Source organism: Streptomyces sp. NPDC090798, assembly GCF_044768965.1.
Lineage (GTDB): Bacteria > Actinomycetota > Actinomycetes > Streptomycetales > Streptomycetaceae > Streptomyces.
Map to the genome: position 1 here is coordinate 1 of NZ_JBIVXA010000038.1, position 14,479 is coordinate 14,479.

Genomic DNA, 14,479 nt, shown 5'->3' on the forward strand with positions numbered 1-14,479 from the left:
TGCGGTGCAGTCCTAGACAGCTCCACCACACCGGAGGTCTTCGCCATGATCAAGCACCGGCGAGTGTCAACAACGCTCGTGATCAATACACCTAGGCCCTGTCGAGGACGCCCAGGCGCCTCGCGTACTCCCGCAGCTCCGAAGCCGTCGCGCCCGCCCACCCCACGTAACCGTCGGGGCGGATCAGGAAGAGGCCGGTGCCGTACGACTCGTGCGCGGGGATGCCGACCGTGCGGACGGGGAGTTCCGGCGCCCGGGTTTCCGGGCCGGCCGCGAGCAGGGTCCACTGGGGGCCGCGGAAGGTGTCGAAGAGCCGGGTGCCGTCGGGGAGGGTGCCGTCCGGGGCGCGGTCACCGGCCCGCAGTGCGTCCTGCGGAAGGCCCTCGCGCAGGTCCGTCGAGAGTGACGAGTCCCGGTAGCCCAGGCCGAGTTGGCCCGTCGTCTGCGCGCTGCGCCGGGCCTCGCCGCGGTGGACGGCCGTGGACAGGCCGAGCATGCGCGCGGCGACGGGCCGCCGTTCCTCCTCGTAGGAGTCGAGGAGTGCCTCCGGGGCGCCGTCGCCCAGCACCGAGCCCAGTTTCCAGCCCAGGTTGTAGGCGTCCTGGACGCTGGTGTTGAGGCCCTGGCCGCCGGCCGGGGAGTGGACGTGTGCCGCGTCCCCGGCGAGGAAGACCCGCCCCGCGCGGAAGCGGTCCGCCAGCGCCGCCCGCGGGCGGAAGTCCGAGGCCCAGCGCACCTCGGTCACGGCCTCGGGGGCGAGGTGCGAGCGGGCGGCGACGACCTTCCGTACGCCCTCCAGGGACAGATCGGGTTCGGTCCCCTCCGGGAACCGGGCGGCGAGCTGGAAGTCCTCGGTGCCGGCGAGCGGGCAGATCGCCAGGAAGCCGTCGTCGTCCCGGGGCGGGAACACGTGCCAGTGGTCGCGGTCCAGGCCCGTGACGCGGATGTCGGCCACCAGCGCCGGATGCGGGTCGACCGTCTCGCCGGTCATGGCGATCCCGAGCGCGCGCCGCACCGTCGAGCGGCCGCCGTCGGCGCCGACGAGGTACCGCGCGTGGACGGCGGCGCCGGAGGCGAAGTGGGCCGTCACCCCGTCCGCGTCCTGGGTGATCGTCAGCAGTTCGCGCCCGAAGGCGACGCTTGCGCCCAGTTCGACGAGGCGCGCGAAGAGGATCTCCTGCGTACGCCACTGCGGCACCATCCACGGCTCGGCGTACGGCGAACCGTCGCTCGCCTCGGCCGGGTCGAACATCCGGTGCTCGCCCTGCGGCTCCCCGTCCTGCCAGATCATCCCGACGGGGTAGGGGCCACCGGCCGAGCGGATCGCGTCGAGTACGCCGAGATCCTCGAAGACCTCCATCGTGCGCGGCTGGATGCCCTTGCCGCGCGAGCCGGGGAACAGACCGTCGGTCCGCTCCACGACGAGCGCGTCCACCCCGCGCCGGGCGAGGTCGACGCCGAGGGCGAGACCCGCGGGGCCCGCCCCCACGATCAGAACGTCCACGTCCACGCCCGAGTTCACATCCCGGCCCGCGGCTGCCGCCGTTGTCTGTGTTGCCATGACCACACTCTCCTTAACGCCGTTAAGTTCCGGCGGTTCCGAGCGTGGCCTTAACGGTGTTAAGTTGTCAAGTGTGAGTACGGAACGACGAGCGCCGCTCGACCGCAAGCGCGTCGCGGACACCGCCCTGAAACTCCTGAACGAGGGGGGACTGGAGGGCCTGACCCTGCGCGCCATCGCCAAGGAGCTGGACGTCAAGGCACCCGCCCTGTACTGGCACTTCAAGGACAAACAGGCGCTGCTCGACGAGATGGCGACGGAGATGTACCGCCGGATGACCGAGGCCGCTCCGGTCGACCCCGACGCCACCTGGCAGGAGCGGCTGCTGGCGGCCAACCGCGCACTGCGCGCCGCGCTGCTGAGCTACCGCGACGGTGCCAGGGTCTTCAGCGGCTCACGCTTCACCGGCACTCTGCACGCGGTCGAGATGGAACAGAACCTGCGCCTGCTCACGGACGCGGGCTTCACCCTCGCCCAGGCGGCCCGGGCGGCCACGACGGCCTACCTCTACACCCTCGGGTTCGTCACCGAGGAACAGGGCGTCCAGCCGCTCCCCGGCGAGCGGCGCGAGGGATACGACGTGGACGACCGCGCCCGCCGGATGGCCGACTTCCCTCTGTCGGCCGCGGCGGGCGCGGAGATCTTCGAGGACTACGACCGGCACTTCGAAGAAGGGCTGGCCCTGGTGATCGCGGGGATCGGGACGCGGTACGGGATCGGCTGAAGCGGCGGTGTGCCCTACGGCCGAGACGCCCCCACGGTCGGCCGGGGCTTCGACAGCGCCGTGCGCAGTTTCGGCGTCAGCCAGTTCTCGACGTACCGGTTCAGCAGCCAGGCCAGCAGCAGCATGCTCGCCGCCGTCAGCAGGAACGTGGCGTACGACGGGATGTGCAGCCCCTGGTGGAGGGCCTTGATGACGACCCAGCCCAGGTGTTCGTGGACGAGGTAGAAGGGGTACGTCAGCGCGCCCGCGACCGTCAGCCAGCGCCAGTTGGCCCAGCGCAGCCAGCCCAGGGCGATCGCGGCGACCGCGACGTAGCCGAAGGTGACGACGAGGACGATGCCGTAGGTGGTGCGGTAGGAGAAGCCGCCCGCCTGCGGGGCGTGCCACAGCCCCTGCACCGCGTAGTGCTGGCCGATCAGCCAGCTCACGGCCACGATGCCCCAGGCGTACACGTCCTTGCGGTCGCGGTGCACCAGGTAGAGGCCGACGCCGCCGATGAAGTACGGCGCGTACTGGGGCATCAGGACGATGTCCAGCAGCGGCATCTTGGCGCCCTGGGCGATGGCGTAGGCCAGCGTCCAGCCGGCGCAGAACATGATCACGCGGCGGCGGTTCGCGCCGGGCAGGACGATGCACAGCGCGAAGAGGGCATAGAAGCGGACCTCCGCCCACAGCGTCCAGCACACGCCCAGGACCCGGTCGACGCCGAGCGGATACTGCAGCATCGTGAGGTTGACCAGGGTGTCGCTCGGCGCGACCGTCTTGAACGCGACCATCGGCAGTGCGAACACCACCGTCACCAGGATGATCGCGGCCCAGTACGCGGGCAGCAGCCGGGAGGCACGGGAGGCGAAGAACGAGCGCAGCGGGCGGCCCCAGCCGCTCATGCAGATGACGAAGCCACTGATCACGAAGAACACCTGGACGCCCAGGCAGCCGTACGCGAAGTACCCGTGCAGCACCGGGAACTGGTGGCGCGGCGAGCTGCCCCAGGCTTTCGCGACCTCGCCGTCGCGCCCGCCGTAGTGGTACGCGGCCACCATCAGCGCGGCGACCAGCCGCAGTCCGTCCAGTGCGCGCAGCCGCGTCTCCCGGGGCCCCGCCGGTTTCGCGGGGGGCGGTACGTCCGCGGGTGGCAGGACGGTGCGGGCCACGGTGCCCGTGGAGGCCACTTGGACGGCCTCGCGCGAGTCGATCACAGGTTTCCCCTCAACGGGACTCAGTGGACCCACAGCACACTAATCCGATTAATAAGGTCCACCTGGTCGTCCGACCGACGATTCGCCCGACGGTCCGTGGGCGTTCACCTGTATGTCGTTTCGGGTTCCCGGGCCGGCCTGCGACGGCCCGGCCCAGGAACCGGATCAGCGACCCACCGCCCGCTTCAGCGAGCGGGCGCGGCGCGCCACCCGGCGCACGGTGGCGTTGCGCGGGATGAACGCCAGCTGCGCCGGGACCGCGCCGGGCAGCGCCAGCGAGGTGAGGCGTTTGCGCTTGAAGTAGCGCCGGGTGTGGTGGTTCAGATGCCTGGTCAGGAAGGCCTCGGTGGCCGGGCGCAGATCCGGGTAGATCTTCGGCTGCATCGCGAAGCCGACGGCCCGGACGAGGTCCGTCAGTTCCGCCACGTCCATGCCCCGGCGCTGCTCGTTGACCGCCGACTCGTCCGTCAGTTCGGGCAGCAGTGCGTCCACGATCGTGACGGGGACGCGGTTGCTGTTCTCGTACGGCGTGAGACGGTCGAGGAGGGGGCCGGTGCCGACGCGGGCGACCGGCAGGCCGTACAGGGCCGAAGCGGTGAGCAGCGCGGTGGAGAAGCAGCCGACCACCAGGGCGGGGCGCATCCGCTGGTAGAGCACCTCGGCGAGGACCGGCGTGTCGAGCACGGTGAGGTCGGCGCCGAGCTTCTCGGCCTCCTTCTCCAGCAGGCGTGACCAGCGGGCCGGGGCCGAGGGATGCGGCTTGAACACCACACGCGTGTGGCCGAGCGCGAGGGCGCCCTTCAGCATCCGTACGTGGAGGTTCTCCTCCTCCTCGGCGGTGAGGATGTCCAGCGCGGAGAGGTACTGGCCGAGCAGGAGGGTCGGTTCGTCGACGAACGGCAGCTCGTCGCCGGTGTCGACCAGCTCGGCGAGCACCTTGGAGAACGCGTCCGTCGGCACGATCTCCGGCTCGACGCCGAACTCGGTGAGGAGCAGCGGCTTGAGGCCGGGGACGAGGTCCAGGTGGAGCAGGCGGGTCACGCGCGTGCCGACCAGCGGGTCGATCTTGTTGCGGGTGGGGCCGTAGCTCATCAGGCCGTCGGCGTACACGGTGACGGGCGCGCCCATGAAGATCTGCGAGATGCCGAGCGCCGGGTTGACCTGGATCGACTCGACGGCCAGCTCGATGTCGTCGTCGCCGAGGTTCCAGGCGAGCCGCAGATGCCGCTCCCACAGGGGGACGTCGTCGAGCCGCGGGGCCCAGCCGCCCGGGTGGAAGGGGGAGATGGTCTCGTTCCACGAGATCACGTCGTCGAAGCGGCCGCGCAGCTGCTCGAACCCGGGCATCTCGTCGACGCCGGGCGTCGTCTCGGGCGTCGCCGCGTTGTTGGAGACGAGCAGGATGCGCCGGTCGGCGGGGCCGAAACAGTCGGTGTCCAGGGCCGCGGCCAGCGTGGCGGTGCCGTACAGCGTGGACGCCATGAAGATCTGGGTGGTCACGCGGCCACCCCCGTGGCGGGAGCCGGACGGCGGCGCAGCCGGCGCAGCCGCGTGGCGCGCTGGATGTCCATCGAGTCGAGGGCGTCGTCGAGCACGTCCTGCGGCATATTCCGCAGAGCGATGGCGCTCATCGACTTCAGTTTCCGTGCCACTGCCGGCTCGAACCTTTCGATGGATCCCAGATGATGGGAAATAATCGCGCAATAGGTGCGCACGGCCTTGGGCAGGAGTTTTTCGGCGTCGCGGTCCGCGGCGGTTTCCGCCACCACCTGGTCGAACGCGCGAATGAAGTCGAGCTGGCGCACGTCCCCGATCTGGGTGAGGGAAGAGGCCACACCACGCCGGTAGAACACACCGAGAAGGCCCACCGTGGCGAAGGATTCCGCCTCCCGGTGCAGCTTCCAGATCCAGGGCCGGTCCTCGGCCGTCCGCAGGCCGTCGGTGAAGTGCAGCAGCCCCCGGTCGACCAGCCGGCGGTGGTAGATGCCCGCCCAGGCGTAGGCGTAGTCGACGGAGGTGGAGCGGTCGGCGGGCAGTATCGCGTCGCGGGGGTTCAGCACCACTCCGCGCCGGCCGTGCGGGACCCTGTGGATGGTGCGGGCCCGCGCGGTGCACTGGACATGGTCCGTACGGACGAAGTCGCAGCCCAACTGCTCGATGGAGGCGACGAGTTGTTCGTAATAGCCGGGGGCGAGCCAGTCGTCCCCGTCGAGGAACGTGAGGTATTCGCCGTGCGCCGCGTCGATGCCCGTGTTGCGCGCGGTCGCCAGTCCTCCGTTCTTCTCGTGTCTGACATACACCGCGCCGGGGAGCTCGCGCTCCGCGCGCGCGAGAATGTCCGGTGTCTCGTCTCGTGAACAGTCGTCCACGAGAACGAATTCGAAGTCCTCACGTGCGTTCGCACGCAGGCTCTTCAAGGTGTCGGGTGCATATTGCTGCACGTTGTAGAACGGCACGATGACGGAGAGCTTGACCACCCACGTGACGTTAGGCGGCGGCCCAGCATTCGTCTTGACCGTTGGTGAGATGTCAGGTGAACGACGCGTGGCGAAGCCGTGAACCCAGCTGATTTCCGGCAGGATCACGGCCCGATTCGCCATTCGTCGATGTGCTGTTAACCGTTTGTTGCATTCAGGTTGGGCCGCAACTCGGAATGGCTTCCTAGCGTCTTGGACGTGCCAGCAAGTACCAGGAAGTCCCTGCGGGTCGCCGTTCTCGCGGATTCCGACACCCGGTGGAAATGGGGTTCGCTCACCGCGAATCGCATTTCACCGAATGAATCGGACATTCTGCTCGACGGCTATCTCCTGCGGGGCCGAGCCACCCCCACCGCCCGCCAACTCGAAGAAGTCGGCGTCCGCGCGGATTCCCTCCGCGAGGTCACCGCCGTCGAATTCCTGCGCGCCATGGATGGGGAGCCGTACGACGTCCTCGTCGTCGCCCTCGTGGGCGGCGGTGTGCAGGCGATCCTGCACGGCCTGGCCCACGTCTGGGAGGGGCGGACCAAGCGGCCCGTGGTCGTCACCGGCTATGTCGGCGTCGTCTACGAGAAGCTCACCGACGGCCTGCTGCTGCGGCACGGCGCGGACCTCGTCCTCGCCAACTCCCGCCAGGACGCGGAGCGGTTCCGGGCCGTGTACGAGGGAGTGGGCGCCGACGCCTCCTCGGTGACGGAGGTGGCACTGCCCTTCCTGGGCGGCGCCGCCTACGAGAAGCACGACCCGTACACGGTCGTCTTCGCCGCCCAGCCCTCCGTCCCGGAGAACCGCAAGGACCGTACGTACCTGCTGAACCGGCTGATCCAGCACGCCCGCCTCCACCCGGACCGCGAGGTGCTGCTGAAACTGCGCTCCAAGCCGGGCGAACACACCACGCACATCGAGGAGCTGCCCTACCAGAAGCTGGCGCAGAAGACCGACCTGCCCGCCAACTTCCGGCTGGTGTACGGCCACATGGGCGAGGTGCTCGACCGCACCGACCTGCTGGTCACCATCAGCTCCACGGCGGCCCTGGAGTCCCTGCACCGCCGCATCCCCACCGTCGTCCTCAGCGACCTCGGGGTGCGCGAGGCGCTCGGCAACCACCACTTCGTGGGCTCCGGCTGCCTCGCCTCCTGGGACCAGCTCGACGCCGGACACGAGCCGGCGCCCGACCCGGCGTGGGTGGCCCGGCAGGGCGTGGCGGCCGACGGCCGGTACGAGACGGCCTTCGACGAGGCGCGCGCCCGGATCACCGGCCTGCTGGCGGCCCCCGGACTGCTGCCCCTCGCCCCCTACTACACGCCCGTCACCGCCCCCGGCTACCTCCCCGGGATCCTCGCCCGCCACCACCTCGCCCCGGACGGCAGCCCGCTGCCCGGCGCCCCCGCGGCCGACAAGGAGCCCAGCCCCGTACGGCAGATCGTCCGCCGGGCGGCCCGCGGCGCCTACCGCCACGGAGTGCAGCGTGTGGCCCCCGTGATCCGGCGGATGGGGGAGCTGTGACCACCGCCGATCCCTCAGGCCTTCCGCCGGTCCCTCAGATCTTCCCCGTGTCCCTCGTCAAGGAGAACAGCGCATGACCAACTCGGAAGCGGGTCAAGCGGCGCCGGTGCGCCGGGTGCTCGCGGTGATCCCCGCGCGCGGCGGTTCCAAGGGCGTCCCCGCCAAGAACCTCCTCCCGGTCGGCGGAGTGCCGCTGGTGGCCCGCGCGGTGCGCGAGTGCCGGGCGACGCGGCTCGTCACGGACGTCGTGGTCTCCACCGACGACCAGGCGATCGCCGCCGCCGCCCGCGAGGCGGGCGCCGAGGTCGTCCTGCGCCCCGCCGCCATCGCCGGTGACACCGCCACCTCCGAGGCCGCCGTCCTGCACGCCCTGGACGCCCACGAGGCGCTGCACGGATCCGCGGTCGACGTGGTCCTGCTCGTCCAGTGCACCAGCCCGTTCATCACGCGGGAGGACATCGACGGGGTCGCCGGGGCGGTCGCCGAGAACGGCGCCGACACCGCGCTGACGGTGGCCAACTTCCACGGCTTCATCTGGCGCGACGACGCCGACGAGTCCACCAAGGGCGGCAACGGCGTCAACCACGACAAGTCCTTCCGGCCCCGCCGCCAGGACCGGCCCCAGGACCTCCTGGAGACCGGCGCGGCCTACGCCATGGACGCGGCGGGCCTGCGCGAGCACCAGCACCGCTTCTTCGGCCGCACGGAGCTCGTCCGCACCGACCCGGCCCGCGTGCTGGAGATCGACGACCCGCACGACCTCGCCCGCGCCCGCGCGCTGGCCCCCCTCTTCGACGCGAACCGACCCGGTTCGCTCCCGACCGCCGAAGACATCGACGCGGTCGTCCTCGACTTCGACGGCACCCAGACCGACGACAGGGTGCTGATCGACTCCGACGGACGGGAATTCGTCTCCGTGCACCGCGGAGACGGGCTCGGTATCGCCGCCCTCCGCAAGAGCGGGCTGACGATGCTGATCCTGTCCACGGAACAGAACCCGGTGGTCGCCGCCCGGGCCCGGAAGCTCAAGATCCCGGTCCTGCACGGCATCGACCGCAAGGACCTCGCACTGAAGCAGTGGTGCGAGGAGCAGGGCATCGCGCCTGAGCGCGTGCTCTACGTCGGCAACGACGTCAACGACCTCCCGTGCTTCGCCCTCGTGGGCTGGCCCGTGGCGGTCGCGAGCGCCCACGACGTCGTGCGCGGCGCCGCACGCGCGGTCACCACCGTCCCCGGCGGCGACGGCGCGATCCGAGAGATCGCCAGCTGGATCCTCGGTCCTTCTCTCGACTCCCTCGACAAGTAAGGAACTTCTTCACCATGAGCACCAACTCCCGTCTGCGCACGTTCGGTTCGAAGACCGCCGGCCCCGGCCACCCCGTCTACGTCGTCGGCGAGATCGGCATCAACCACAACGGCGAGCTCGAGAACGCCTTCAAGCTGATCGACGCCGCGGCCGAGGCCGGCTGCGACGCCGTCAAGTTCCAGAAGCGCACCCCGGAGATCTGCACCCCGCGCGACCAGTGGGACATCGAGCGCGACACCCCCTGGGGCCGCATGACCTACATCGACTACCGCCACCGCGTGGAGTTCGGCGAGGACGAGTACCGCCAGATCGACGACTACGCCAAGAGCAAGAACATCGACTGGTTCGCCTCCCCGTGGGACACCGAGGCCGTCGCCTTCCTGGAGAAGTTCGACGTCCCCGCCCACAAGGTCGCCTCCGCGTCCCTCACCGACGACGAGCTGCTGCGCTCCCTGCGCGCCACCGGCCGCACGGTCATCCTGTCCACGGGCATGTCGACCCCGAAGCAGATCCGCCACGCGGTGGAGGTGCTGGGCTCGGACAACATCCTCCTGTGCCACGCCACCTCCACGTACCCGGCGAAGGCCGAGGAGCTCAACCTCCGCGTCATCAACACCCTCCAGGCCGAGTACCCGAACGTCCCGATCGGCTATTCCGGTCACGAGACGGGCCTGCAGACCACGCTGGCCGCGGTCGCCCTGGGCGCCACCTTCGTCGAGCGTCACATCACCCTCGACCGCGCGATGTGGGGCTCCGACCAGGCCGCCTCCGTCGAGCCGGGGGGCCTCACCCGCCTCGTCCGCGACATCCGCACCATCGAGGCCTCCCTCGGCGACGGCGTCAAGAAGGTCTACGAGTCCGAGCTCGGCCCCATGAAGAAGCTGCGCCGCGTCACGGGCGTCGTCGCCGAGGCCGAGATCGCCGCGGCCGCGGGCGAGCCGCTCGCGGTCTGAGGCCCTGACCCCTCGAACCCCCCACGCGTTACCTCCCACCTCCCTACGACAACTCCTTACGACAGGACGGTCGTACGTCGATGAGCCCCCGCGCCGGATCCACCGGCCCCCACACTCTCGCCTTCGTCGAGAGTCCGGTACAGCTCCTGAACGTGCTGGAATGGGCACACACCTCTGTCCACCACGGCACGGCGCCCGACGCGGGGCTCACCCTCGTCGTCCTGTCCCCCAACGACCCCATGACCCGTGGCCAACTGCGTCGCATGGCCGAACTGGCCCGCGACGAGGGCCACTCGGTCCGCTGGGAGGAGGCGCGCAGTGGCACCACGGCGCCCTTCCACACCATCGGCGGCCTCGCCCCGCTGCTGCGCAGGGCCCGCCGCATCGTCATGGGAGACCCGTTCTCCCGCTATGTGCAGCTCCTCCTGACCATCACCCGCGCCCCCGACCTGGTCGTGGTCGACGACGGCACGGCGACGATGGAGTTCGTCGCCCAGCTCGCCCGTGGTGAGCGCCTGGTCCGCTGGCACCGCAAGGGCGGCCGACCGGGCCCGCGCGATCTGCTCTTCGCCCCGGTGTCCTCCCTGGCCCGGCGCCGGCTGACGCCCGGTGAGCACCGTACGGTCGAGGTGTTCTCCTCGATGCCGATCGACGAGACCCCGATCGGTGTGCGCGTCACCGCCAACGACTTCTCCTGGACCCGGGCCCGCTTCGGGCCGCCCCGCCTCACCAAGGGCGCGGACCTGGTGGGAACGTCCCTCGTCGAGACGGGTGTCGTCGACGGGGACCGCTACCTCGAGGCGGTCCGCACCCTCGCCAGGTCCCACGGCGCGACCCGCTACTTCGCCCACCGCCGCGAGAGCGCCGAAAAGCTCCACCGGCTGGCCGCGGAGACCGGCCTGGAGATCGTCCGCCCCGACCTCCCCCTGGAACTGATCGCCCGCCGCGGCCCCATCGGCCGCACGATCCTCAGCTTCCCCTCCACGGTCGTCCACACGCTGCCGCTGGCCCTGGCCGGCACCGAGGTCCGCGTCGCTGTCTGCGACATCGACCCGGCCTGGCTGACCGAGAACGCCTCTCCGCGCGCCCAGGGTTTCCTGTCCGGGGTGACGGGGACGGCACGGGACGTACACCGGTTGTCGTCGGTGGCGGCGATATAGGGCGTACCTGACCCGGCGTACCTGACCCGGCGTACCTGACCCGGCGTACCTGACCCGGCGTACCTGACCCGGCGGGCCGGGGCCCGCCGGGCATTCACCGCCCGGCGGGCCGCTTCGGCTGACATCCTCGGTTGTCATGAAGATCAAACGCCGTACCCTCCTCACCGCGCTCGCGGCGACACCCGTCCTGAGCACGGTCACGGCCGCCGCGACCGCGACGGCGACCGCCACGCCCGCGGCAGCCGCCGAACAGGCCTCGAACACGGCCCTGTACGCCAACCCCGCCTGGACGGAGGGCACGGACTGGGGCCGCCGCTCCAGACGCCACCTGATCGACGACCGGAGCACGGCCGGCCGCGCCCCCTTCCTCCGCTCCACGGTCATCGCCCCGCACGGCGGCGGCATCGAAGGGGGCACCTCGGAACTCTGCCTCGCGATAGCCGGTTACGACCCCGCCGACCTCTCACCCACCCCGCCCGCCGGACCGGTCCACGACTTCTGGATGTTCGAAGGGCTGATGAGAACCGGAAACGGCGACCTGCACGTCACCTCCACCCACTGCGACGACACGATCGCCCGCTCCCTGTGCGCGGGCAGCCTGAACGTCCTCTCCCTCCACGGCTGCAAGCCGGAGCAGGCGGGCCTGGAGCCAGGCGCCGCGGCCGTCCTCGTAGGCGGCCTCAACTCCACCTTCCGCCACTACCTCATGGAGGAGTTCACCGCGGCCGGGATCCGCGCGGTGACGGCCTCGGGGGAGGAGGAGATCGCGGGCATCGACCCGGACAACATCTGCAACCGCACACTCCTCGGCATGGGTGCCCAGCTGGAGATGACCACGGCCCTGCGCACCGCGATGTTCGCCGACGGCAAGAACACGATCGCCGACCGCGCGACCAACCTCCTCCCGTCCTTCTGGACCTTCGCCGCCGCGACCCGCAGGGCGATCGACCGGGTGGAGGCGGGGCAGACGGTGCTGTGAGCCAGCCGTGCTGAGCGTGAGTTGTTAGGATCACCGGTGCGAACACGGGAGTTGACGGACTGACGCGACGGGGGTCGGCGTGGGAGACCGTTCGGGCCTTCAGGGCAGCCCAAGAGATCTGCGAGCCTCCCACGAGGACCTGACGAAGCTGGCCAACGACCTCGATGACATGCAGGACCACTTGGACCAGCAGGTCAAGCGCATGGACTCGATCGTCGACCGCGTCGAGGCGGGCTGGCGGGGCCCGGCGGCGACGGCGTACCGCGAGTTCCACCGGGCGGCGACCGAGGACGCCGTACGCATCCGCAAAGTGATGAAGCACCTGGAGCAGGCCGTGCGGCTGAGCCGCGACGGCTTCACGGAGCAGGAACTGGCCGTGGTCGAGCGGATGCGTCAGATTCGGGTGGACGTGGGCAGCGAGGTCGCCCGGCTCTCCACCCCGAACCCGGACGCCGTGTCGGCGAACCCAGCCGCGCGCCCGAGCAGCGGCCTTGACGCCCTCTGACCTCCCGCAGACCACGATGCACATTTCACGTACCGGGGGAAACATGCAGCCTGGAGATGCCGCCGACGACCACCTAGCCGTCTCCTTCACCACCCTTCACGACCTCGCCGTCGAACTGGAGGACATCCTCAAGAAGCTCAACGGCAAGCTGGACGATCTCTACGACCGAGCCGTCCCTGTCGTCCTCTCCTGGGAAGGCGAAGCCCGCGAGGTCTTCGTCGACAAACTCGACGAGTGGGACCACTGCGCCCAGGACCTCCAGGCCGCACAGAAGTGGCTGCACGAATACGTCACGACGGGCCACGCCAACTATGCGGCGGCGCACCGGGCCGTGCTGCGGGGCTGGGGAGGCGCCTGATGGCCGACCGTCCCAGCGACGCCCAACGCAGGCAGGAACGCGACCAGTTGAGGCAGGCGCCGCCCGGCAGCGGTGGCGGGTTCGACGTACAGCCACCGCACCTGTACTACTCGTCCGCAGTGGTGCGTGACGGGCAGTTCGACTACGACAAGGGCGCCAACCAGCTGGTCGAGGCGCTCAATCAGTACAGCCAGTCGGCAGGTACCGGGTGGGGTCCTGACTCCTTCGCCAATGTGTACATGAAGATCACCGAGAAGTTCGTCACGACCTGGGCAACCAGCGTGGTGAGCGTCGGAGGCGTCGCGGTCGGGCTGACAGTGACGGCCAACAACTACCAGGCGGCGGACTGGTTCGCGCGCAGAATGCAGGGGCCGCCACCACGCCGCACGCCCCCGGCTGTCATCGACAAGGAGCCCAACTACGGCAAGGTCAACGACATCAAGTGGACCGGCACGGGCGAGGACGCCGACTCCTGGGCGATCTCCGGGGCGCTCGGCGAGATCCCGGACTTCCTCGCGGATGTCATCCGGCCGGCCATCGAGTACGGGCTCAACCTCGGTAAGACCCACGAGATCACCCCGGGCGCCCGCGAGGACGACCTCAAGGGGATGGCCACCGCGTGGCGCCAGGCCGCGAGCACGGCCCTGAAAGCGGGCGACAACTTTACCTCCGCCATAAGTTATATGACGGACCCTCAGGGCAACAGTGAGTGGCAGAGTGCGATGAAGTCGTTCTGCCAGGCGATCTGGGGGACCACCGCCTGGGGCCGCAACCGTGACGCGCAGGGGAACATCGCTCAGCAGGGCGGCCGTAGCTGGAAGACCTCGGGGACGGTGGCACCCGCCCAACGCCGCCCGATCCTGGAGGTCCTCCACCACACCGCCGACACCATCCAGAAGACCTGCGACGACCTGGCCCAGGTGGCGAAGACCTGCCGGGAGACCACCACCAACCTGGCCAAGACCGCGGCCAAGGGGATGGTGGCGGACCTGACGACCGGGCTCGACCCACTGGAACTGCTCGAACTCGCCGGCAGCGCCATGTTCGGCAAGCTGGTCATGACCTTCCGCCAGCACATGGACCGGGCGGCCGCGGACAAGGCCGTAGAGATCTACCAGCAGAAGTTCAGCGACGCGGCCAGCTTACTTCTCGAGCTGGAGTGGGAACTGGACGAGGCGCTCAGAAGCGCGCCCACGTTCAACGCGGAGGAGGCCAGGGCGGAGGCCTTCGGCGCGCGGGCGCTCAACGACTTCAAGAAGGAACACAAGTGGACTGTTCCGAATGACGCGGCGGGAAACCACAAGTACCCGCTAGACCTGGCGAACCAGGAATACATCGAGAACTCGCACGGTGTCGACAAGCATATTGGGAAGACGGACGACCAACTCGCCCAGCGCCTTCGGGACCAGAGCAACATTCCGGCTGCGTCGACCTTCAAGGACATGGCCGACGCCCAGAAGTACACGCAGCTCACCATCGACAAGGAGCAGGCCGCGATCGAGGCCTATCTGAAGAGCGGGCCCCCGTACCATCCGCCGAGCAGGGTGTTCACCTACCATGATCCGAACGGACCGGTGACAGGCACCAGCATCTCCAAGGACGACTACCAGTACGGCCTGCAGCACCGTCAGGATCCGCGGGTCGTCGAGTCCCATGGTGTACAGATCAGGGTGAAGCCGGATCCCGACCCGAACACGAAGCTGGACCCCCCGTTCACGCTTATCACCTCCACCCCGACGAAGAACTGAGGA

At 69.9% G+C, this 14,479-nt stretch carries 13 protein-coding genes; 9 read left to right on the top strand and 4 right to left on the bottom strand.

What is annotated here, in order from left to right; translation table 11 throughout:
- Positions 1-91: 91 nt before the first annotated feature.
- On the bottom strand, positions 92-1,510 hold the full coding sequence (locus tag ACIQTP_RS44970) for an FAD-dependent oxidoreductase (protein WP_403411620.1): 1,419 nt from the start codon (positions 1,508-1,510) through the stop codon (positions 92-94).
- Between the two features lie 124 nt (positions 1,511-1,634).
- Between ACIQTP_RS44970 and ACIQTP_RS44975 the strand changes: the two genes are divergently transcribed.
- On the top strand, positions 1,635-2,285 hold the full coding sequence (locus ACIQTP_RS44975; RefSeq protein WP_403411513.1) for a TetR/AcrR family transcriptional regulator C-terminal domain-containing protein: 651 nt from the start codon (positions 1,635-1,637) through the stop codon (positions 2,283-2,285).
- 14 nt (positions 2,286-2,299) lie between these two features.
- Here ACIQTP_RS44975 and ACIQTP_RS44980 read toward each other — a convergent pair whose 3' ends face one another.
- The 3 genes from ACIQTP_RS44980 to ACIQTP_RS44990 all read right to left on the bottom strand — a co-directional run bounded on the left by ACIQTP_RS44980 (position 2,300) and on the right by ACIQTP_RS44990 (position 5,961).
- Positions 2,300-3,484: an acyltransferase family protein gene (locus ACIQTP_RS44980; RefSeq protein WP_403411515.1), complete on the bottom strand. Its 1,185-nt coding sequence runs from the start codon at positions 3,482-3,484 to the stop codon at positions 2,300-2,302.
- Between the two features lie 165 nt (positions 3,485-3,649).
- A complete protein-coding gene (locus ACIQTP_RS44985) occupies positions 3,650-4,984 on the bottom strand; it encodes an alpha-2,8-polysialyltransferase family protein (protein WP_403411518.1) in 1,335 nt (444 codons plus the stop codon).
- Entirely contained in the window at positions 4,981-5,961 is a 981-nt protein-coding gene (locus tag ACIQTP_RS44990) for a glycosyltransferase family 2 protein (RefSeq protein ID WP_403411521.1), read from the bottom strand. Before ACIQTP_RS44990 ends, ACIQTP_RS44985 begins: the two co-directional genes overlap by 4 nt.
- 198 nt (positions 5,962-6,159) lie before the next feature.
- Between ACIQTP_RS44990 and ACIQTP_RS44995 the strand changes: the two genes are divergently transcribed.
- From ACIQTP_RS44995 to ACIQTP_RS45030, 8 genes are all read left to right on the top strand, one after another.
- Positions 6,160-7,467: a DUF6716 putative glycosyltransferase gene (locus tag ACIQTP_RS44995; RefSeq protein WP_403411524.1), complete on the top strand. Its 1,308-nt coding sequence runs from the start codon at positions 6,160-6,162 to the stop codon at positions 7,465-7,467.
- A gap of 73 nt (positions 7,468-7,540) precedes the next feature.
- On the top strand, positions 7,541-8,773 hold the full coding sequence (locus tag ACIQTP_RS45000) for a cytidylyltransferase domain-containing protein (RefSeq protein ID WP_403411527.1): 1,233 nt from the start codon (positions 7,541-7,543) through the stop codon (positions 8,771-8,773).
- A gap of 14 nt (positions 8,774-8,787) precedes the next feature.
- A complete protein-coding gene (locus ACIQTP_RS45005; RefSeq protein ID WP_402035023.1) occupies positions 8,788-9,726 on the top strand; it encodes an N-acetylneuraminate synthase family protein in 939 nt (312 codons plus the stop codon).
- Positions 9,727-9,806: 80 nt separating this feature from the next.
- On the top strand, positions 9,807-10,886 hold the full coding sequence (locus tag ACIQTP_RS45010) for a hypothetical protein (RefSeq protein ID WP_403411531.1): 1,080 nt from the start codon (positions 9,807-9,809) through the stop codon (positions 10,884-10,886).
- Positions 10,887-11,022: 136 nt separating this feature from the next.
- Positions 11,023-11,865 carry a poly-gamma-glutamate hydrolase family protein gene (locus ACIQTP_RS45015; protein ID WP_403411533.1) on the top strand — a complete coding sequence of 281 codons (843 nt, stop codon included), beginning with the start codon at positions 11,023-11,025 and terminating at the stop codon, positions 11,863-11,865.
- Between the two features lie 79 nt (positions 11,866-11,944).
- Complete coding sequence (locus ACIQTP_RS45020) at positions 11,945-12,370, top strand: WXG100 family type VII secretion target (RefSeq protein WP_403411535.1); 426 nt, start codon at positions 11,945-11,947, stop codon at positions 12,368-12,370.
- Between the two features lie 43 nt (positions 12,371-12,413).
- The gene (locus ACIQTP_RS45025; RefSeq protein WP_403411538.1) at positions 12,414-12,728 is read left to right on the top strand and encodes a WXG100 family type VII secretion target; all 315 of its coding nucleotides are present in this window, start codon (positions 12,414-12,416) and stop codon (positions 12,726-12,728) included.
- Positions 12,728-14,476: an RNase A-like domain-containing protein gene (locus ACIQTP_RS45030; protein ID WP_403411541.1), complete on the top strand. Its 1,749-nt coding sequence runs from the start codon at positions 12,728-12,730 to the stop codon at positions 14,474-14,476. Before ACIQTP_RS45025 ends, ACIQTP_RS45030 begins: the two co-directional genes overlap by 1 nt.
- The last annotated feature ends 3 nt before the right edge of the window (positions 14,477-14,479 follow it).